This window comes from Kribbella sp. ALI-6-A (assembly GCF_001984195.1).
In the GTDB taxonomy this organism is placed as follows: Bacteria; Actinomycetota; Actinomycetes; order Propionibacteriales; family Kribbellaceae; genus Kribbella.
In genome coordinates this window covers 856333-873884 of record NZ_MTQN01000011.1, presented here as the reverse complement: position 1 = coordinate 873884, position 17552 = coordinate 856333, and the positions used below count along the sequence as shown (strand labels likewise).

General features: G+C 70.0%; 16 protein-coding genes and 1 pseudogene. 14 read left to right on the top strand and 3 right to left on the bottom strand.

Annotated elements, in window-relative coordinates; translation table 11 throughout:
* The first annotated feature begins 51 nt into the window (after positions 1-51).
* From murD to BWI15_RS40755, 7 genes and pseudogenes are all read left to right on the top strand, one after another.
* Positions 52-1488 carry a UDP-N-acetylmuramoyl-L-alanine--D-glutamate ligase gene (gene murD / locus BWI15_RS24630; RefSeq protein ID WP_083750982.1) on the top strand — a complete coding sequence of 479 codons (1437 nt, stop codon included), beginning with the start codon at positions 52-54 and terminating at the stop codon, positions 1486-1488.
* Between the two features lie 16 nt (positions 1489-1504).
* Entirely contained in the window at positions 1505-2791 is a 1287-nt protein-coding gene (ftsW, locus tag BWI15_RS24625) for a putative lipid II flippase FtsW (RefSeq protein WP_077016813.1), read from the top strand.
* Positions 2792-2796: 5 nt separating this feature from the next.
* Positions 2797-3885: an undecaprenyldiphospho-muramoylpentapeptide beta-N-acetylglucosaminyltransferase gene (gene murG / locus BWI15_RS24620; protein WP_083750981.1), complete on the top strand. Its 1089-nt coding sequence runs from the start codon at positions 2797-2799 to the stop codon at positions 3883-3885.
* Positions 3882-5321 (top strand): UDP-N-acetylmuramate--L-alanine ligase, encoded by a 1440-nt coding sequence (gene murC / locus BWI15_RS24615; RefSeq protein WP_077016812.1) that lies wholly within the window; start codon positions 3882-3884, stop codon positions 5319-5321. The genes murG and murC overlap by 4 nt, the downstream gene beginning before the upstream one ends.
* 19 nt (positions 5322-5340) lie before the next feature.
* Positions 5341-6081, top strand: coding sequence for a cell division protein FtsQ/DivIB (locus BWI15_RS24610; RefSeq protein ID WP_077016811.1), 741 nt, complete (start codon positions 5341-5343; stop codon positions 6079-6081).
* A gap of 224 nt (positions 6082-6305) precedes the next feature.
* A pseudogene (ftsZ, locus tag BWI15_RS40180) lies at positions 6306-7485 on the top strand (cell division protein FtsZ); the annotation flags it as partial.
* 251 nt (positions 7486-7736) lie between these two features.
* Positions 7737-8003 (top strand): hypothetical protein, encoded by a 267-nt coding sequence (locus BWI15_RS40755; RefSeq protein ID WP_441327701.1) that lies wholly within the window; start codon positions 7737-7739, stop codon positions 8001-8003.
* Positions 8004-8042: 39 nt separating this feature from the next.
* Here the strand turns inward: BWI15_RS40755 and BWI15_RS24600 are convergent, their stop codons facing one another.
* Positions 8043-8531 carry an ArsR/SmtB family transcription factor gene (locus tag BWI15_RS24600; protein WP_077016809.1) on the bottom strand — a complete coding sequence of 163 codons (489 nt, stop codon included), beginning with the start codon at positions 8529-8531 and terminating at the stop codon, positions 8043-8045.
* 57 nt (positions 8532-8588) lie between these two features.
* On the opposite strand from BWI15_RS24600, the gene BWI15_RS24595 reads away from it, so the two are divergent.
* From BWI15_RS24595 to BWI15_RS24570, 6 genes are all read left to right on the top strand, one after another.
* Positions 8589-9566, top strand: coding sequence for a S41 family peptidase (locus BWI15_RS24595; RefSeq protein ID WP_077016808.1), 978 nt, complete (start codon positions 8589-8591; stop codon positions 9564-9566).
* A 9-nt stretch (positions 9567-9575) separates the two neighbouring features.
* A complete protein-coding gene (pgeF, locus tag BWI15_RS24590; protein WP_077016807.1) occupies positions 9576-10307 on the top strand; it encodes a peptidoglycan editing factor PgeF in 732 nt (243 codons plus the stop codon).
* On the top strand, positions 10304-11020 hold the full coding sequence (locus BWI15_RS24585; RefSeq protein WP_077016806.1) for a YggS family pyridoxal phosphate-dependent enzyme: 717 nt from the start codon (positions 10304-10306) through the stop codon (positions 11018-11020). The genes pgeF and BWI15_RS24585 overlap by 4 nt, the downstream gene beginning before the upstream one ends.
* Before the next feature lie 73 nt (positions 11021-11093).
* A complete protein-coding gene (locus BWI15_RS24580; RefSeq protein WP_077016805.1) occupies positions 11094-11657 on the top strand; it encodes a cell division protein SepF in 564 nt (187 codons plus the stop codon).
* Between the two features lie 37 nt (positions 11658-11694).
* Positions 11695-12000, top strand: a complete 306-nt coding sequence (locus tag BWI15_RS24575; RefSeq protein WP_077016804.1) for a YggT family protein — start codon at positions 11695-11697, stop codon at positions 11998-12000.
* A 207-nt stretch (positions 12001-12207) separates the two neighbouring features.
* Complete coding sequence (locus BWI15_RS24570; RefSeq protein ID WP_077016803.1) at positions 12208-12975, top strand: DivIVA domain-containing protein; 768 nt, start codon at positions 12208-12210, stop codon at positions 12973-12975.
* A 210-nt stretch (positions 12976-13185) separates the two neighbouring features.
* Here BWI15_RS24570 and BWI15_RS24565 read toward each other — a convergent pair whose 3' ends face one another.
* Positions 13186-13650, bottom strand: a complete 465-nt coding sequence (locus BWI15_RS24565; RefSeq protein WP_077016802.1) for a pyridoxamine 5'-phosphate oxidase family protein — start codon at positions 13648-13650, stop codon at positions 13186-13188.
* A gap of 45 nt (positions 13651-13695) precedes the next feature.
* On the opposite strand from BWI15_RS24565, the gene BWI15_RS24560 reads away from it, so the two are divergent.
* Entirely contained in the window at positions 13696-14172 is a 477-nt protein-coding gene (locus tag BWI15_RS24560; RefSeq protein WP_077016801.1) for a MarR family winged helix-turn-helix transcriptional regulator, read from the top strand.
* A gap of 162 nt (positions 14173-14334) precedes the next feature.
* On the opposite strand, the gene ileS is transcribed toward BWI15_RS24560, so the two are convergent.
* Complete coding sequence (gene ileS, locus BWI15_RS24555) at positions 14335-17499, bottom strand: isoleucine--tRNA ligase (RefSeq protein ID WP_077016800.1); 3165 nt, start codon at positions 17497-17499, stop codon at positions 14335-14337.
* Positions 17500-17552: the final 53 nt, after the last annotated feature.

The following is a 17552-nucleotide window of genomic DNA, read 5'->3' as shown; positions in this document are numbered from 1 at the left end:
CACTCCAGTCGCTTCGCTCCCTCCGCTCCTCAGTCCAGGCCGGGAGGCCCCGTGACTCTCCAATCACGTATTGACCAGGGCTGGGCGGCCACACGGTTCGTCGTCCTCGGTTTCGGTACGGCGGGTTACGCGTGTGCCGACTCGTTGCTGCAGGTCGGGGCGGAGCACGTCGTCGTACTGGACGACCGGGACAACGAACAGCTGCAGGAGAAGGCCCAGATCCTCGGCACGCTCGGCGCGGAGATCCGGCTCGGCGCGGGCAGCACGGCCGAGCTGCCTGCGGACGTCGAGATCGTGGTCACCTCGCCGGGTATCCCGCCGCACGCCCCGCTGCTGGCCGCCGCGGCCGAGCGCGGTGTACCGATCTGGAGCGAGATCGAGCTGGCCTGGCGGCTGCGCGATCCCGCGAACGCGGCACCCTGGCTGTGCGTCACCGGGACCAACGGCAAGACCACCACGGTCCAGATGCTGACCGCGATCCTGACCGCCGCCGGGCACCGCGCGGTCGCGGCGGGCAACGTCGGTCTGCCGTTGCTGGAAGCCGTGATGGACCCCGAGCCGTACGACGTGATCGCGGTCGAGCTGTCCAGCTACCAGCTGCACTTCACCGACTCGATGTCGGCGCACTCGGCGGCCGTGCTCAACCTCGCGCCGGACCACGTCGACTGGCACGGCTCGCTCGAGGCGTACGCCGCCGACAAGGGCCGGATCTACACCAACTGCCAGGTCGCCTGCGTCTACAACGTCGCCGACCAGGCGACCGAGAAGCTGGTCGAGGACGCCGACGTGATCGAGGGCTGCCGCGCGATCGGCTTCACCCTCGGGACGCCGGGGCTGTCGATGCTCGGCCTGGTCGACGAGTACCTGGTGGACCGCGCGTTCGTCGAGCAACGCGCCTCGTCGGCGCTCGAACTGGCCACGCTCGCCGACGTCGTCCCGGCGGCGCCGCACAATGTCGCGAACGCGCTGGCGGCGGCCGCACTGGCCCGCTCCTTCGGCGTACCGGCGACGGCGGTCCGCGACGGGCTGCGCGGCTTCCGGCCGGACGCGCACCGGATCGCGCACGTCGCGGACGTTGCCGGAGTCAACTATGTGGACGACTCCAAGGCGACCAACCCGCACGCCGCGCAGGCCTCCTTGCTGGCCTACGAGCACGTGGTCTGGATCGCCGGCGGACAGGCCAAGGGTGCGACGTTCGACGAACTCGTGATCGCCGCCCGGGACCGGCTGCGCGCAGTGGTTCTGCTCGGCCAGGACAAGGCGGTGATCGCGCAAGCACTTGCCCGACACGCGCCTGATGTCCCGGTGATCGTGGTCGAGTCAACGGACACTGGAGCCATGGAGACGGTGGTGGGGGAGGCGACCAAGCTCGCACAGGTGGGCGACACCGTGCTGCTGGCGCCGGGCTGCGCTTCGTGGGACATGTTCGCCAACTACGGAGCCCGCGGGGACGCCTTCGCCGAAGCCGTGAACCGGCTGGGTTCCTGACGCCGGAGGGGATCGCGTGACGATCACTGACCGGCCCGAGCAGAAGTCAGGCCCCGAGCGCGCGTCCGGCAACACGCTGCTGGCCGCGGTGCGCAACGTGCTCGACCGGCCGCTCACGTCGTACCACCTGGTGCTCGGCGCGACCGGTCTGCTGCTGGTGCTCGGTCTGCTGATGGTGGCCTCGGCCTCCAGCGTGCTGTCCTACAACATCAACCACGGCAACTCGTACGCGATCTTCTACCGGCAGCTGATCTGGGTCGGCGTCGGTCTGCCGATGGCCTACGTCGCGTCCCGGATGACACCGCGGCACTTCCGGATGCTCGCGTACGTCGCACTGCTCGGATCGACGTTCCTGCTGGTGCTGACCTATGTGCCGGGCCTGGGCAAGAACGTCAACGGCAACACCAACTGGCTGTCGTTCGGCGGCCCGCTGCAGATCCAGCCCAGCGAGTTCGCCAAGCTGGCGCTGGTGATGTGGTGCGCCGACCTGTACGCGCGCAAGCAGAAGCTGCTGACCCAGTGGAAGCACCTGCTGATCCCGATGGCGCCGGTCTGCGGCCTGGTGATCGCGCTGATCGTCGGTCAGCGCGACCTCGGTACCTCGCTGGTGCTGATGGCGATCATGATCGGGCTGATCTGGGTGGTCGGCGCGCCGACCCGGCTGTTCGTCGCCGCGATCGTCGTGGTCGGCGCGATCGCGTCGTACTTCGTGATCACCGCGCAGCACCGGATGGACCGGCTGACCAACTTCGTCAACCCGTTCGCGGATCCCAGCGGCGTCGGCTGGCAGGCCTACCACGGGCTCTACGCGCTCTCCACCGGTGGCTGGTGGGGCGTCGGGATCGGCAACAGCCGGCAGAAGTGGGGCAACCTGCCCGAGGCACACACCGACTTCATCTTCGCCGTGATCGGCGAGGAACTCGGGCTAATCGGGTCGCTGACCGTGCTCGCGCTCTTCCTCACCCTGGCCTACGCCGGGATCCGGATCGCGACCCGCTCGACCGAGCCGTTCATCCGCTACTGCGCGGCCGGCATCACGGTCTGGATCATGGCCCAGACACTGGTCAACCTCGGTGCGGTGATCGGCCTGCTACCGATCGTGGGAATCCCGCTCCCGCTTTTGTCGTACGGTGGGTCCGCACTGCTGCCGACGCTGATCGCGGTCGGCATGCTGCTGTCCTTCGCGAAGGCCGAGCCCGGCGCGCAGGCCGCCCTGAAGGAACACCGGCGGCCGTTGTTCGGGTGGATGTCGTCGTGGCGTACACCTGGCCCGAGCGGCCGTGAGAACACGCGGGAGCGTTGAAAGCTGTGCCGAGCATCGTTCTGGCCGGTGGGGGAACCGCCGGCCACACCTCACCCCTGATCGCGACCGCCGACGCGTTGCGCCGGATCGATCCGACCATCGAGATCGTCGCCCTCGGGACCGAGCGCGGACTGGAGACCCGGGTCGTGCCCGAGGCCGGGTACCGGCTGGAGCTGATCCCGCCGGTGCCGCTGCCGCGCAAGCCCACGCCGGCGCTGTTCGCCGTACCGGGCAAGATGCTCAGCTCGGTCAGCGCCGCCCGCAAGGTGCTCGACGACGCGAAGGCCGACGTACTGGTCGGCTTCGGCGGCTACGTGTCCACACCGGCCTACGTCGCGGCCTGGCGGCGCAAGACGCCGATCGTGGTGCACGAGGGCAACGCCGTACCGGGCATCGCGAACAAGTTCGCCGCCCGCTACTGCACCGAGAACGTGATCACCTCGTTCCCCGGCACCGACCTGCCGCACGCCCAGTACGTCGGCCTGCCGATCCGCCGGGCGATCGCCACGATGGACCGGGCCGCGCTGCGCGCCGAGGCCCAGCAGTTCTTCGGACTGGACCCGAACTCGCCGACGCTGTTCGTCACCGGTGGTTCCCAGGGCGCCCAGCAGCTCAACCAGGCGTTCGCCGGGGCAGCCGCCGACCTGCAGGCCGCCGGGATCCAGGTCCTGCACGCGATCGGGCCGAAGAACACGCTCGAGGTCGAGCAGACCGGCCCCCTGCCGTACCGGGTGCTGTCGTACGTCGACCGGATGGACCTGGCCTACGCCGCCGCCGACCTGGTGGTCTGCCGGTCCGGCTCGAACACCGTGACCGAGGTCTCCGGCGTCGGGCTGCCGGCCATCTACGTTCCGCTGCCGCACGGTAACGGTGAGCAGCGCCTGAACGCCAAGCCCGTGGTCGATGTGGGCGGCGGGCTGCTGGTCGAGAACGCGGCGGTGACGCCGGACTGGGTTCGTGCGACGGTTCCGCAACTTCTGCACGACCGCGCGCGTCTGACCGCCATGTCCACTGCAGCGCAAGGCGTGATCCGGACCGACGCCGACGACCGGTTGGCGCGAATCATTCTCGATGTGGTGAGGTCTTCTTCGTGATCGTCACCGCTCCTGACACCCTGCTGCCCGCCGAGAAGCTGGGCCGGGTGCACTTCGTCGGCATCGGCGGTGCCGGTATGTCCGGCATCGCCCGGATCATGGCCTCGCGCGGGATCGAGGTCTCCGGGTCCGACGCCAAAGACGGCAAGGTGCTGTCCGCGCTGCGCGCCCTCGGTGCCACCTGCTGGGTCGGCCACGCCGCCGAGCACGTCGCCGACGTGGACACCGTCGTGGTCTCCACCGCGATCCGCGAGACCAACCCCGAGGTGGTCGCGGCGCAAGCGGCCGGGATCCCGATCCTGCCGCGGGCGGCCGCGCTGGCCTCGGTGATGGCCGGCCGGCGCACGATCGCGGTCGCCGGCACACATGGCAAGACCACCACCACGTCGATGCTGACGGTCGCGCTGCAGCACTGCGGCGTCGACCCGTCGTACGCGATCGGTGGCAACCTCAACGAGTCCGGCTCGAACGCGCACGACGGCACCGGCACCCTGTTCGTAGCCGAAGCCGACGAGTCCGACAAGTCGTTCCTGACCTACAGCCCCGAGGTGTCGATCGTCACCTCGGTCGAGCCGGACCACCTGGACAACTACGGCGACGAGGCCAGCTACTTCAAGGCCTTCGAGGACTTCTGCGACCGGGTGAACCCGGGCGGATTCATGGTGATCTGCGTCGACGACGCCGGCGCACGCCGGCTGACCGGGTTCGCCCGCGAGCGTGGCGTCGACGTCCGCACGTACGGCGAGTCCGCGGACGCCGACCTGCGGGTCACCGAGATCACGGCGTCCGGTGCGGTGCAGTCGTTCGTGCCGATCTGGCGCGGCCGCAAGCTCCCGGTGGTCCACCTGCAGCAGGCCGGCAAGCACAACGCGCTGAACGCCGCCGCCGCGCTGACGGTCGGGCTGGGCCTGGGCTTCTCCGCGGCCGACCTGGCCGAAGGGCTGGCGTCGTTCACCGGGACCGGCCGGCGGTTCGAGTTCAAGGGCATGGAGGACGGCGTCCGGGTCTACGACTCCTACGCCCACCACCCGACCGAGCTGGCCGTCGACCTGACCGCGGCGCGGCAGGTCGCGGGGGAGGGGCGCGTGATCGCCTGCTTCCAGCCGCACCTGTTCAGCCGGACCAGGATCTTCGCCGCGGAGTTCTCCGAGGCACTGGCACTGGCCGACGAGGTCGTCGTGATGGACGTGTTCGCGGCCCGGGAGGACCCGGAGCCCGGCGTCACCGGCGCCCTGATCGCCAACCACGTGCCGCTGAAGCCCGAGCAGGTGCGGTTCGAGCCGTCCTGGTCCGCCGTACCGCGGGTGGTCGCCGACCTGGCCCTGCCGGGCGACCTGGTGGTCACCCTCGGAGCCGGCGACGTGACGCTGATCGGGCCCGAGGTGGTCGGGTTGCTGGCCGAGCGGGCGGCGCACAACGCCGCGATGATCGAGTGAGCCCTGGGGTGACCCGAGGATGAGTCAGAACGCCGACCTGGCCCGGGCCCAGCAGCGGTTCGCGCGCCGGCAGCGGCTGGTCCGCTGGAAGAGCTGGCTGCCCTGGGCGGTCGGCGGCTCGCTGGTGCTGCTGTCCGCGATCACCGTCTGGTTGTTCTACTTCTCGTCCGCGCTGGCCGTCGACGGCGTCCGGGTGACGGGCGTCGACACGGTGCCGGTGGCAACCGTCACCCAGGTCGCCGCGGCTCCGTTGGGCACACCGCTGGCCAAGGTCGACCTGAGCGTGATCGCCGAACGGGTGCGGGGCATCCACTCGGTCGCCGACGCGCAGGTCACCCGCGCCTGGCCGAACCAGTTGGAGATCGTGGTCACCGAGCGGGTGCCCGTCGTGGTGGTCACCGACGGCAAGCAGTTCGAGCTCGTCGACGCCACCGGTACGTCGTTCAAGACCGTGCCCTCGCGGCCCGACGGGCTGCCGGAAGCGCTGGTCGTCGGAGCCCGCCGGGACGTGACGATCCGTTCGGTGGTGACCGTGTCAGCCGCTTTGCCGGTCTCGCTGCGGTCCGAGGTACGGTCGATCTCGGCGTCGTCGCCGGACTCGATCACCCTCAACCTCGGGGCGGGGGTGAAGGTGGTCTGGGGTGGTTCCGATGACAGTGCGCGCAAGGCCGAGGTACTCAGCGTGCTGATGCGGCGCCAGGCCAAGGTGTACGACGTGTCCGCCCCCGATCTCCCTGTCACCAAAGGGGAAAAGAGGTAACGCGTCACATCCCGAACCACATCACGGGACGGGCGGCGAGGCGCGTGGACATTGCCTGAACGCGTCCCGTAGCGTGCGACGCAATCGATAAAGTCGAGACAACTCTAAGCATCCACTTGAGGTTCAGTCTTTTCGCTGGAACTTTCGCTGGAACACGGCCGGGAACGGCTGAGAAACACGGCCAACTGGTCACAACGGGACAGAACGAGGCGAGAGGCGCGGACGTGGCGGCACCGCAGAACTACCTGGCACTCATCAAGGTCGTCGGTATCGGCGGAGGCGGCGTGAACGCCGTCAACCGGATGATCGAGCACGGTCTGAAGGGCGTTGAGTTCATCGCCATCAACACCGACGCACAGGCGCTGTTGATGAGCGACGCGGACGTCAAGCTCGACATCGGCCGCGAGGAGACCCGCGGCCTGGGCGCCGGCGCGAACCCCGCGATCGGCCAGAAGGCGGCCGAGGACCACGCGGAGGAGATCGAGGAGGCGCTCAAGGGCGCCGACATGGTCTTCGTCACCGCGGGCGAGGGCGGCGGCACCGGCACCGGGGGCGCCCCGGTGGTGTCCCGGATCGCGCGCTCGCTCGGCGCGCTGACCATCGGCGTGGTGACCCGGCCGTTCTCCTTCGAGGGCAAGCGCCGGGCGACCCAGGCTGAAGACGGCATCGCCGCCCTGCGCGAAGAGGTCGACACCCTCATCGTGATCCCGAACGACCGGCTGCTGACCATCTCCGACCGGGCCGTGTCGGTGCTGGACGCCTTCAAGCAGGCCGACCAGGTGCTGCTGCAGGGTGTGTCCGGCATCACCGACCTGATCACCACGCCCGGCCTGATCAACGTCGACTTCGCCGACGTCAAGGCCGTGATGTCGAACGCCGGCTCCGCGCTGATGGGCATCGGCTCGTCGCGCGGTGAGGACCGTGCGGTCGCGGCGGCCGAGGCGGCCATCTCCTCGCCGTTGCTGGAGGCAAGCATCGAGGGCGCGCACGGCGTGCTGCTGTCGATCGCCGGCGGGTCCGATCTCGGCCTGTTCGAGATCAACGAGGCCGCCCAGCTGGTCTCGGAGTCGGCACACACCGACGCCAACATCATCTTCGGCGCGGTGATCGACGACGCGCTCGGCGACGAGGTCCGGGTCACGGTGATCGCGGCCGGCTTCGACGGCGGCATGCCGAAGCGCCGCGAGCAGGCGATGAACAGCGCCCGCCCGCAGAACCGGGCCGGCAGCGCCGAGGCGCCGCCGCAGCGCCAGGACAACACGGGCTTCCCACCGCCGCGCCAGGACGGCGGAGGCTTCTCGGCGCAGCGGCAGGACGGTGGCGGGTTCTCGGCCCCGATGCACCAGCCGGGTCAGGCGCCGGCCGGCAACAACCCGCCCGGCTACAGCCCGGGCGGCGTGGGGACCAACCAGAACAACGCCGCGTCGAGCCAGGGCCAGTCCGGGCAGGGGCAGTCGTCGCACGGCCAGTCCGCACAGGGCCAGTCGATGCAGGGCCAGACCTCGCACGGGCAGTCTTCGCAGGGTCAGCCTGCGCAGCACACGCCGCCGCAGGTCCCGGGCACGATCCCGTTCAGCAGCAGCAACCCGCCGCCGACCTCCACCCCGCCGGCCAACCAGACCCCGGCTCCGGCCGAGGATCAAGGCGGCGCGCAGGTGACGCACGGCCAGTTCGGTACGCCGAGCGACGACACTGTCCCGGTCCCGGCTCCCACCGAGAACCGGCCCGGCACCGGCACCACGCACTCGGCCCGCCCGCAGCCCGGCGAGCCGGTCCGCACGCCGCCGCCGGCCCAGCACAACCCGGCGCCGTACTCGACGCCGTCGTCCAACCCGGCGCCGGCGACCCAGACGCCGCCGACGCGGCCGACCCGCAAGCCGGACCCCGAGGAAGAGCTCGACATCCCCGACTTCCTGAAGTAGCAGCTCGCTGCAGCCCCGGCCGTTTTCGGCCGGGGCTTTTCAGTTCTCCGGCCGGTAGACGGCGACCACCACACCGTGCCGGGCTTCACCGGGCCCCGCGTCGTCGAGCGTGGTGACGATCCGCTCCAACTGGGCGGCCAGATCCTGGGCCTGGGCTGTGGTCAGGCGCAGGTTGCGGATGTTGAGCAGCAGCTCCTCACCGGTCTGCAGATCAGCGGCGACGGCCTGCAGCGCGACCGTGTTGTTCTCCCGCGCGCCCTCGCCGGTGAACCTGAACTTGCGGGCGGTCCGGCGGTAGTACTGCTCGGTCCCACCGCGGACCTGGCGAGTTTCGGTCACCTCGACCATGCCGGCCTCGCGCAGGACGCCGAGGTGGTGGGCGATGTTGCCCTTCGCGGTGCCGAGGGTGGTGGCGAGCTGGCTGATCGTGGCGGCCTCGTGGCCGAGGGCGAAGAGCAGGCGGTGCCGCAACGGATGCCCGAGCGCCTTGAACTGCGCCGCGGTCGAGACCTCGTACTCGTCGTCCATGGATCAAGCGTCAAGACTTCTTGACGCTTTGTCAAACCGCGTGCTTCACTCACCGCCATGCACAGCGACGAGATCCGAAGCATCGTGGAGCGGCTGGCCGCTCTGGTAAGCGAGCACTACGTGTTCCCCGACGTCGGCCAGGAGGTGGCGGCCCGGCTGAGAGCAGCCGCGACCGAGGGCCGGTACGACGTACTGACCGACCCCGAGCAGTTGGCCGCACAGGTGACGGCCGACCTCCAGATCGGCAACCAGGACAAGCATCTGCGGCTCAAGTTCCACCGGGGCGAGATTCCCGACGAGACCGATCTGGTCGCGGAGGAGCAGCACTGGGCCGACCGCGCCCGCCTCGACGCCGGGGGAGTGGCGCGGGTCGAGCGCCTGGCCGGCAACATCGGCCTGCTCGAGATCCGGCCGCTGCTCTACCACCCCGTGCACGCCGGCGCGGCCGTCAGCGCCGCCATGTCGTTGCTCGCGGCAACTGATGCGCTGCTGCTCGACCTGCGTGGCTGCCTGGGCGGTTCGCCGGAGCAGGTCGCCTTCGTCTGCAGTCACCTCTTCGACGCCGAACCGGTCCATCTGAACGACCAGGTCACACCGGCCACCGGCACGATCCGCCAGTACTGGACCGGCCCGGTGACCGGCCCACGCTTCGGCGGCAGCAAGCCGATCTGGGTGCTGACCAGCGGATCCACCTTCTCCGGCGGCGAGGAACTCACCTACGACCTGCAGCAGCTCGGTCGCGCCCGGATCGTGGGGGAGCGAACCGGCGGCGGCGCTCATCCGCGCGAGGGCTTCAAGCTGCACGCGCACCTGGAGGCGACCGTCCCGGTCCAGCGTGCGGTGAACCCCTTCTCCGGCACCAACTGGGAAGGCGTCGGGGTGGTGCCCGACCTCGAGGTGCCCGCCGCCGAGGCGTTCGACGCGGCGTACCGGGAGGCCGTCGAGCACGTCCTGACGCTGCCCGCCGAGCCGGCGCGGCTCGGCGTCGAGGAGGAAGCCCGGGCGGTGGTCGAGTCGATCCCGGTCGCTGGGTAGCCTTCAGACGTGTTCGGCTACGACGAGGTTCTCGGCAGGGTCCGCTTCGCCTTCACCGATCGCTACGGGGGAGCCAGCCTTCCGCCGTACGGCGAGCTGAACCTCGGCAGCGCGGCCGGTGACGAGGCCGAGGCGATCGCGGAGAACTTCCGCCGGGTCTCGGCCGCGTTCGGCGTGCCGCCGGAGGCGGTGGTCCGGGTCAGTCAGGTGCACGGCCGCGACGTGCACGTCGTCGGGCCGGACGACGAGCTCCCGGTCCGGCCGAACCCGAAGGCCGACGCCTTGGTCACCACGCGAACCGACGTCGTGCTCGCGGTCCGCGCGGCCGACTGCCTGCCGGTCCTGCTCGCCGACTCGGCCAACGGCGTCGTCGGCGCCGCACACTGCGGCCGCCGTGGCCTGTACGCCGGGGTGGTGCCGGCCACGGTCGAGGCGATGCGTGATCTCGGTGCCGAGCGGATCACCGCCGTCCTGGGGCCGTACGCGTGCGGCCGGTGCTACGAGGTCCCGGAACAGATGCGGGCCGAGGTCGCCGAGCGCGTGCCGGCGTCGTACGCGGAGACGAGCTGGGGTACGCCGTCGATCGACGTCGCGGCCGGTGTGACCGCCCAGCTGGCCGAGCTCGGTGTCGAGGTGGTCGACGCGACGCGCTGCACGATCGAGTCCGAGGACCTGTACTCCTACCGGAGGGAAGGCCAGGTCAGCGGCCGGATGGCCGGACTGGTCAGGCTCGGCCGGTGACAACCGAACGCGGGGCAGAGCTCCGAGCCAACGTGGAGCAGGTCAGGCAACGCATCCGCGCGGCCTGCGAGGCCGCTGGGCGTCCTGAGGAATCGGTCACGTTGGTGGCGATCACCAAGACGTTCCCGATCGAGGACGTCCGGGCGCTCGCGGCGCTCGGCGTCACCGACACCGGGGAGAACCGCGAACAGGAGTTGAAGGTCAAGGCGCCCGACGCGTCCGAGCTCACCTGGCACTTCGTCGGGCAACTGCAGTCGAACAAGGCCCGCTCGGTCGTGCGGTTCGCACAGGTGGTGCACTCCGTCGACAGGTTGTCGCTGGTCGGCGCGCTGTCGAAGGCCGCGGTGGCCGAGGAGAAGACCGTGCGGTGCCTGCTGCAGGTCAGCCTGGCGGCGTACGGGCCTCAGGACGCCGCGACCGGGAGGAGCCGGGGCGGCGTCGCGCCGGACGACGTACCGGAGCTGGCGGCGGCGGTGGCCGCGGCCGACGGGCTGGAGCTCGGTGGGGTGATGGCCGTTGCGCCGTTGGGATCCGACGCCGACGAAGCGTTCGCCGCACTGCGTGACGTGTCCTCGCGGCTACGCTCCGAACACGGTGGTGCCGACTGGATCTCCGCCGGGATGAGCGGCGATCTGGAAGCGGCGATCCGGCACGGAGCGACACACGTTCGGCTCGGGCGCGCATTACTCGGAACGCGTCCCTCACTGGGCTAGTGTCGACATCGAGTGGATCGCGAGATCGGCTCACTTGTCGGGCGTTGGACCGGAATCGAAGGGCTGGAGGGCCATGAGCGGCGCGTTGCGCAAGATGGGTGTGTACCTCGGCTTGGTCGAGGACGGCGAGCGCTACAACGCGCGCTACGACGACGAGTACGACGACTACGACGAGTACGAGGACGACGTCGTCGACGGGGAGTCCCACGAGACCGAGCCGGTCCGCGAGTCCCGGGACGCACGCGACGGTCGCGAGGTCCGCGACGGTCGTGACCTGCGTGACCGCGAGGAGCAGGGCGCGACGGTCAGCAAGTTTCCAGATCGGCGTGGAGTTCTACCGTCCCCGGAGGTTACCGAGTTGGCCCGCATCACCACCGTGCACCCGCGCAGCTACAACGAGGCGCGGGTGATCGGTGAGCACTTCCGTGACGGCACGCCCGTCATCATGAACCTGACCGAGATGGACCACGCCGACGCCAAGCGGCTGGTGGACTTCGCCGCCGGCCTGATCTTCTGCTGCCGCGGCTCCATCGAGCGGATCACCACCAAGGTGTTCCTGGTCTGCCCGCCGAACGTGACGGTCGCCGCGGAGGAGAAGGAGAAGATCGCCGCGGACGGGTTCTACAACCAGAGCTGACCGCTGCTACCACCGGTCTTCTACACTCATTGACGACATGGTTGCTCTAGCGCTCGTCCTCAGTGTTCTCAGCTGGGTGCTGCTCGCCTTCTTCCTGATCCTGGTGGCGCGGTTCGTGCTCAGTCTGATCGTCATGTTCGCGCCACAGTGGCACCCCAAGGGCCCGCTGCTGTTGCTGTTCGAACTGGTCTACTCCGCCACCGATCCGTTCCTGCGGCCGCTGCGCCGCATCCTGCCCCCGATCGGGGCCGGGGGGATCCGGATCGACCTGTCCATGCTGATGTTGTTCGTGCTCGTCTCGCTGGCGATGTCGATCAACAACACCGCGATCCGGTCGCTGTGAACAGCCCGGCAGTGGCCGGCCGCACAGCGGCGCGGGGCTTGAGCGATCGGCAGGAGGGGTAGAACCAGACCCGGGCACGGGGCAACTGGTCGATGTTGCCGCCCGGCCCGGATTCCGCCAGAACACAACGAAGCGATAACGTGATCTACTGAGTCGCCGGGGTTTGCGCCCCAGACTCCGCCAAGACACAGACAAACGAGGTGAAAGATGCCGCTGACGCCGGATGACGTCCGCTCGAAGCAGTTCACGCCCGTCCGATTGCGGGAGGGTTACGACGTCACTGAGGTCGACTCCTTCCTCGACGAGGTGGAGGCCGAGCTCGAGCGCCTCCTCGCCGAGAACGAGGAGCTGCGCGCGAAGCTGGCGGCGGCTCAGCGCGCCGGTGCGGGTCAGGAACGGCCGGTCGACCAGACCGCCGCTCTCCCGCCCGTCGTGCAACAGCCCAAGCCCGCTCCCGTCGTGGTCGAGAAGCCCGAGGAGAAGCCACCAGTCGTTGCTGCTCCGGTAGCGGCCGCGGGGGCTGCTGCGGCAGCGGGAACCGTCGGCGACGCGTCCAGCTCCGCCGTGCGGCTGCTGGAGATGGCCACCAAGCACTCCGACGACCTGGTCCAGGAGGCGAAGGACACCGCCGACAAGATCATCGGCGAGGCCCGCGCCAAGGCCGAGCGGCTGGAGAACGAGGCCCGGGGCAAGGCCGACCGGATGACCGGTGAGGCCCGGGCCCGCGCCGAGAAGCTCGACGGCGAGATCGCCGAGCGGCGCGCGCAGATGCTGGGGACCCTGGAGAAGCAGAAGGGCCAGCTCGAGCGCACGATCGACGACCTGCACGCCTACGAGCGCGAGTACCGCAGCCGCCTGAAGACGTACTTCACCGAGCAGCTCAAGGCGCTCGGCAACGGCGACGACACGCTCAGCCCGCGCAACGGGTTCCGTCCCGAGGCGCGTGCGCAGGCGCACGGCGGTCACGGCGTGTAACAACACCTCGAACGAGGAGGCGGTGCTTTCCGGCGGCACCGCCTCTTCGTCGTGTCCGGGAACTTCTGACTGACCGCGCCGCCGTGGTCACGCTGAGTCAGAATCACGTCCGGACAATGAACTGAACGCACTCTTAACACAAGCCGCGAAGCACCGCAGCGGGGCCCGAGCCTGATCACCAGGCCGGGCCCCGCTGCGGTTGTGGGCGCATCAGGGCCAGGACGCGACGGGCTTGCGGCCGCTGAGCGTTTCGACGTCGGTCAGCCGCAACCGGTACGGCGTGAGTCGCAGCAGCGACGGCGACTCCGCGGCTGGCCCGTCGGGGAAGACGGTCCAGAAGTCGTACCCGAGCGGCGCCGGCGCGTCCCGGTACAGCTCCCAGATTCGTTGCCGCGTCGCGGTATCCGTGACCCACTCGGCCTGGCAGTCCGCGACCGCGACGTCGTGGCCCGGCTCCCAGTAGCTGCAGCTCACGTACGGGCTGTGGGCCAGGTGGCGCACCTTGATCGGGGTCGCCTTGGTGACGATCCATCCGGTCAGTGCCGTGCCCGCCTCGTCCAGTTCCCAGATCGGATGCAGGATGCGGCTCCTGGGCCGCTGGTCGCTGCCGACCGTCGCCACGGTGCACCACACGATCCGGTGGGCTCTGTCCACGAATTCCTTGTGCACAACCATGGTTGTACATTAGCAAACACACAACCCGGGTTGTACAGTGTCGGCATGGAGTTCGATCCGGCCGCCGCCGACCTCTCGATCGCGTCGCTGCTGGCCGGCTGGGCGCTGGCCGACGAGTTGCAGGCCAGGCTCGCGGCGGACGGGTTCGGTGACGCGCGGTTTGCCGACGGGGTGGTGTTCCAGCACCTGGTGGGCGGCCCGGTGACGATCAGCGTGCTCGCCGAGCGACTCGGGGTCACGCAGCAGGCCGCTTCCAAGTCGGTCGCGGACCTGGAGAAGCGCGGCTACCTGGCACGGGAGGCCGATCCGGCCGATGCCAGAGCGCGCAACGTCGTACTGACTGAGCGCGGTCAAGCGGTGATCGCAGCGGCGCGCGAGCACCGCGCCGCGGTGGAACGGCAACTGCGCAAGGCACTGGGTGCCGACCGCGTCGAGGCCGCCCGGATGCTGCTGGTCGAGGTCATCGACCAACTCGGCGCGAGCCCGTCACTACGAACCCGCACGGTTCGCCCACCTCGCTGAGCCAGCCCGCGCCCAAGGTCCCGGCCCGCACCTGCATGCCCCGCCGCGCCCTTCGGTCCGGCCCGCATTCGCCGCCCTCCCGGACGGTCCCTCCATGTCCCGCCTTTTTCTCTTTCCGTCCGTCGACCCGGCGCAGCCGGGTCGACGGACGGTGTCAAGAAGTCAGGCTTTCTGCAGCCAGTAGGTCAGCCCGAGCTCCTCGTCCGAACCAGTGGCCAGGCCGTCAGCGGCTTCCGGCGCCGACTGCACGACTGACGTGGCCAGCACCTCGCGGGCGACGTCGTCCGCGTGCTTGCCGAGGGCATCGGCCAGTTCGGCGTCGGTGGCGCTCAGCCAGACGGTGATCCGGTCCGAGACCTCCAGGCCGGCGTTCTTGCGGGCCTCCTGCAGGGTGCGGACGACCTCGCGGGCCAGACCGGCCTGCTTCAGCTCCGGTGTGACCTCCAGGTCGAGCGCGACCGTCTCGCCCTGCTCGTTGACCACCGACCAGCCCTCGCGCGGCCGCTCCGAGATCAGCACCTCGTCGGCACTCACCTCGACCGGCTCGCCCTCGACCAGCACGGTCGCCGTACCGGACGCCTTCAGCGCGGCGGCCAGCTCGGCCGCGTCCGCCGAGGCGATCGCCTTGGCCACCACCGGCGTCTGCTTGGCGAACCGCTTGCCCAGCTCGCGGAAGTTGCCCTTGGCCGAGTGCTCGACCAGGTCCGCACCGGCCGACGACAGCGGCTCGACCGAGCCGACGTTCAGCTCGTCGGCGATCTCGCGCAGCAGCTCGTCGGACAGGTCCGCGATCGCCGCCGACCCGACCAGCGCGCGGCTGAGCGGCTGCCGGGTCCGGACCTTCGCCTCGGCCCGGGCCGACCGGCCCAGCTCGACGACCCGCTTGGCCATCGACACGTGCGTGGCCAGGGTGTCGTCGATCAGCGTCTCGTCGTACGCCGGGAACGTCGCCAGGTGCACCGACTCCGGCAGCCCCGGCGTGACCGGCCGGAACACGTCCTGCCAGACCCGCTCGGTCAGGAACGGCGTCAGCGGCGCCATCAGCCGGGTCAGTACGTCGAGCGTCTCGTGCAGCGTCGCCAGCGCGCCGGCGTCACCGGACCAGAACCGCCGGCGCGAGCGCCGGACGTACCAGTTCGACAGCGTGTCGACGAACGAGCTGATCAGCAGGCCCAGCTTCTGGGTGTCGTAGCCGGCGTAGGCCTCGTCGGCGTCGCGGACCAGCCGGTGCGTCTCGCTGACCAGCCAGCGGTCCAGCACCGAGCGCTCGGCCACCGGCGGCGCGTCGGCCGTCGGCGACCAGTCGGCCAGCCGCGCGTACAGGGCGTGGAAGGCGACCGTGTTCCAGTACGTCAGCAGGACCTTGCGGACGACCTCGTTCAGCACGTTCGGGCCGATGCCGCGCGCCTTCCACGGCGAACCCGAACAGGCCATGAACCAGCGCACCGCGTCCGCGCTGTGGTTGTCCATCAGCGAGATCGGCTCGAGGATGTTGCCCAGGTGCTTGGACATCTTGCGGCCGTCCTCGGCCAGGATGTGCCCCAGGCAGACCACGTTGCGGTACGACGACTCGTCGAAGACCAGCGTGCCGATCGCCATCAGCGTGTAGAACCAGCCGCGGGTCTGGTCGATCGCCTCGGAGATGAAGTCGGCCGGGTAGGACCGCTCGAACTTCTCCTTCGAGCCCTCCACCCACGGGTAACCCCACTGCGCGAACGGCATCGAGCCCGAGTCGTACCAGGCGTCGATCACCTCGGCGACCCGGCGGGCCTCGGTCCCGCAGGTCGGGCAGTCGAAGGTGATGTCGTCGACGTACGGGCGGTGCGGGTCGGTGCCGCTCAGGTCGCGGCCGGCCAGCTCACCGAGCTCCGCCAGCGAACCGACGCAGACCAGGTGCTCCTCGGCGCAGCGCCAGATCGGCAGCGGCGTACCCCAGTAGCGGGACCGGGAGACCGCCCAGTCGATGTTGTTGCGCAACCAGTCGCCGTACCGGCCCCATTTGACCGAGTCGGGGAACCAGTTGGTCTGCTCGTTCTCGCGCAGCAGCGCGTCCTTGACCTGGGTGGTGCGGATGTACCAGGACGGCAGCGCGTAGTACATGACCGGCGTGTGGCAGCGCCAGCAGTGCGGGTACGGGTGCTCGTAGGGCACGTGGCGGAACAGCACGCCCCGGCTCTCGAGGTCGTTGACCAGGTCCTCGTCGGCCTTCTTGAAGAACTGCCCGCCGACCAGCGGCAGGTCCGCGTCGAACCGCCCGTCCGGACCGACCGGCTTGACCACCGGCAGGTTGTAGGCCCGGGCGACCTGGAGGTCGTCGGCGCCGAACGCGGGGGACTGGTGCACCAGGCCGGTGCCGTCCTCGGTGGTGACGTACTCGGCCAGCACGACGAAGTGCGCCGGCTCGTCGAACGCGACCAGCTCGAACGGCCGCTGGTAGGTCCAGTGCTCCAGCTCGCGGCCGGCGAAGGTGTTGGTGACCGTCCAGCCCTCGCCGAGCGTGCCGAGCAGCGGCTCCGCGACGACCAGCGACTCGTTGCCATCGGTGGCGACGACGTAGTCGACGTCAGGGTGCACGGCGACCGCGGTGTTGGAGACCAGCGTCCAGGGCGTCGTGGTCCAGACCAGCAGCGACGCCTGGCCGGCCAGCGGGCCCGAGGTCAGCGGGAAGCGCACGTAGACCGACGGGTCGACGACCGTCTCGTAGCCCTGGGCCAGCTCGTGGTCCGACAGACCGGTGCCACAGCGCGGGCAGTACGGCGTGATCCGGTAGTCCTCGACCAGCAGGCCCTTGTCGAAGATCTGCTTGAGCGACCACCAGACGGACTCGACGTACTGCGGGTCCATCGTCCGGTAGGGGTGGTCCATGTCGACCCAGTAGCCCATCCGGGTGGTCAGCGTGGCGAAGGCGTCGACGTGCCGCTGCACGGACTCGCGGCACTTGGCGTTGAACTCGGCGATGCCGTAGGCCTCGATGTCGTTCTTGCCGCTGAAGCCGAGCTCCTTCTCCACCGCGACCTCGACCGGCAGGCCGTGGCAGTCCCAGCCGGCCTTGCGCTCGACCGAGAAGCCCTTCATGGTCCGGTAGCGGGGGAAGACGTCCTTGAAGACCCGGGCCTCGATGTGGTGGGTGCCGGGCATGCCGTTGGCCGTCGGCGGGCCCTCGAAGAAGGTCCACGACGGACCGCCCGCGGTCTGCGCGAGGCTCTTGGCGAAGGTGTCCTGGTCGTCCCAGGTCTTGAGCACGTCGTGCTCGATCGCCGTCAGGTCCACCTGTGCCGGAACCTGCTGCCACGGAGTGGTCGGGGTGTCCCCGGTGTTCTGCGCCATCACTGGCCGTCCTTCGTCGCGCTGCTTGCCGGACGAAGGGACGAGGCTCGGCG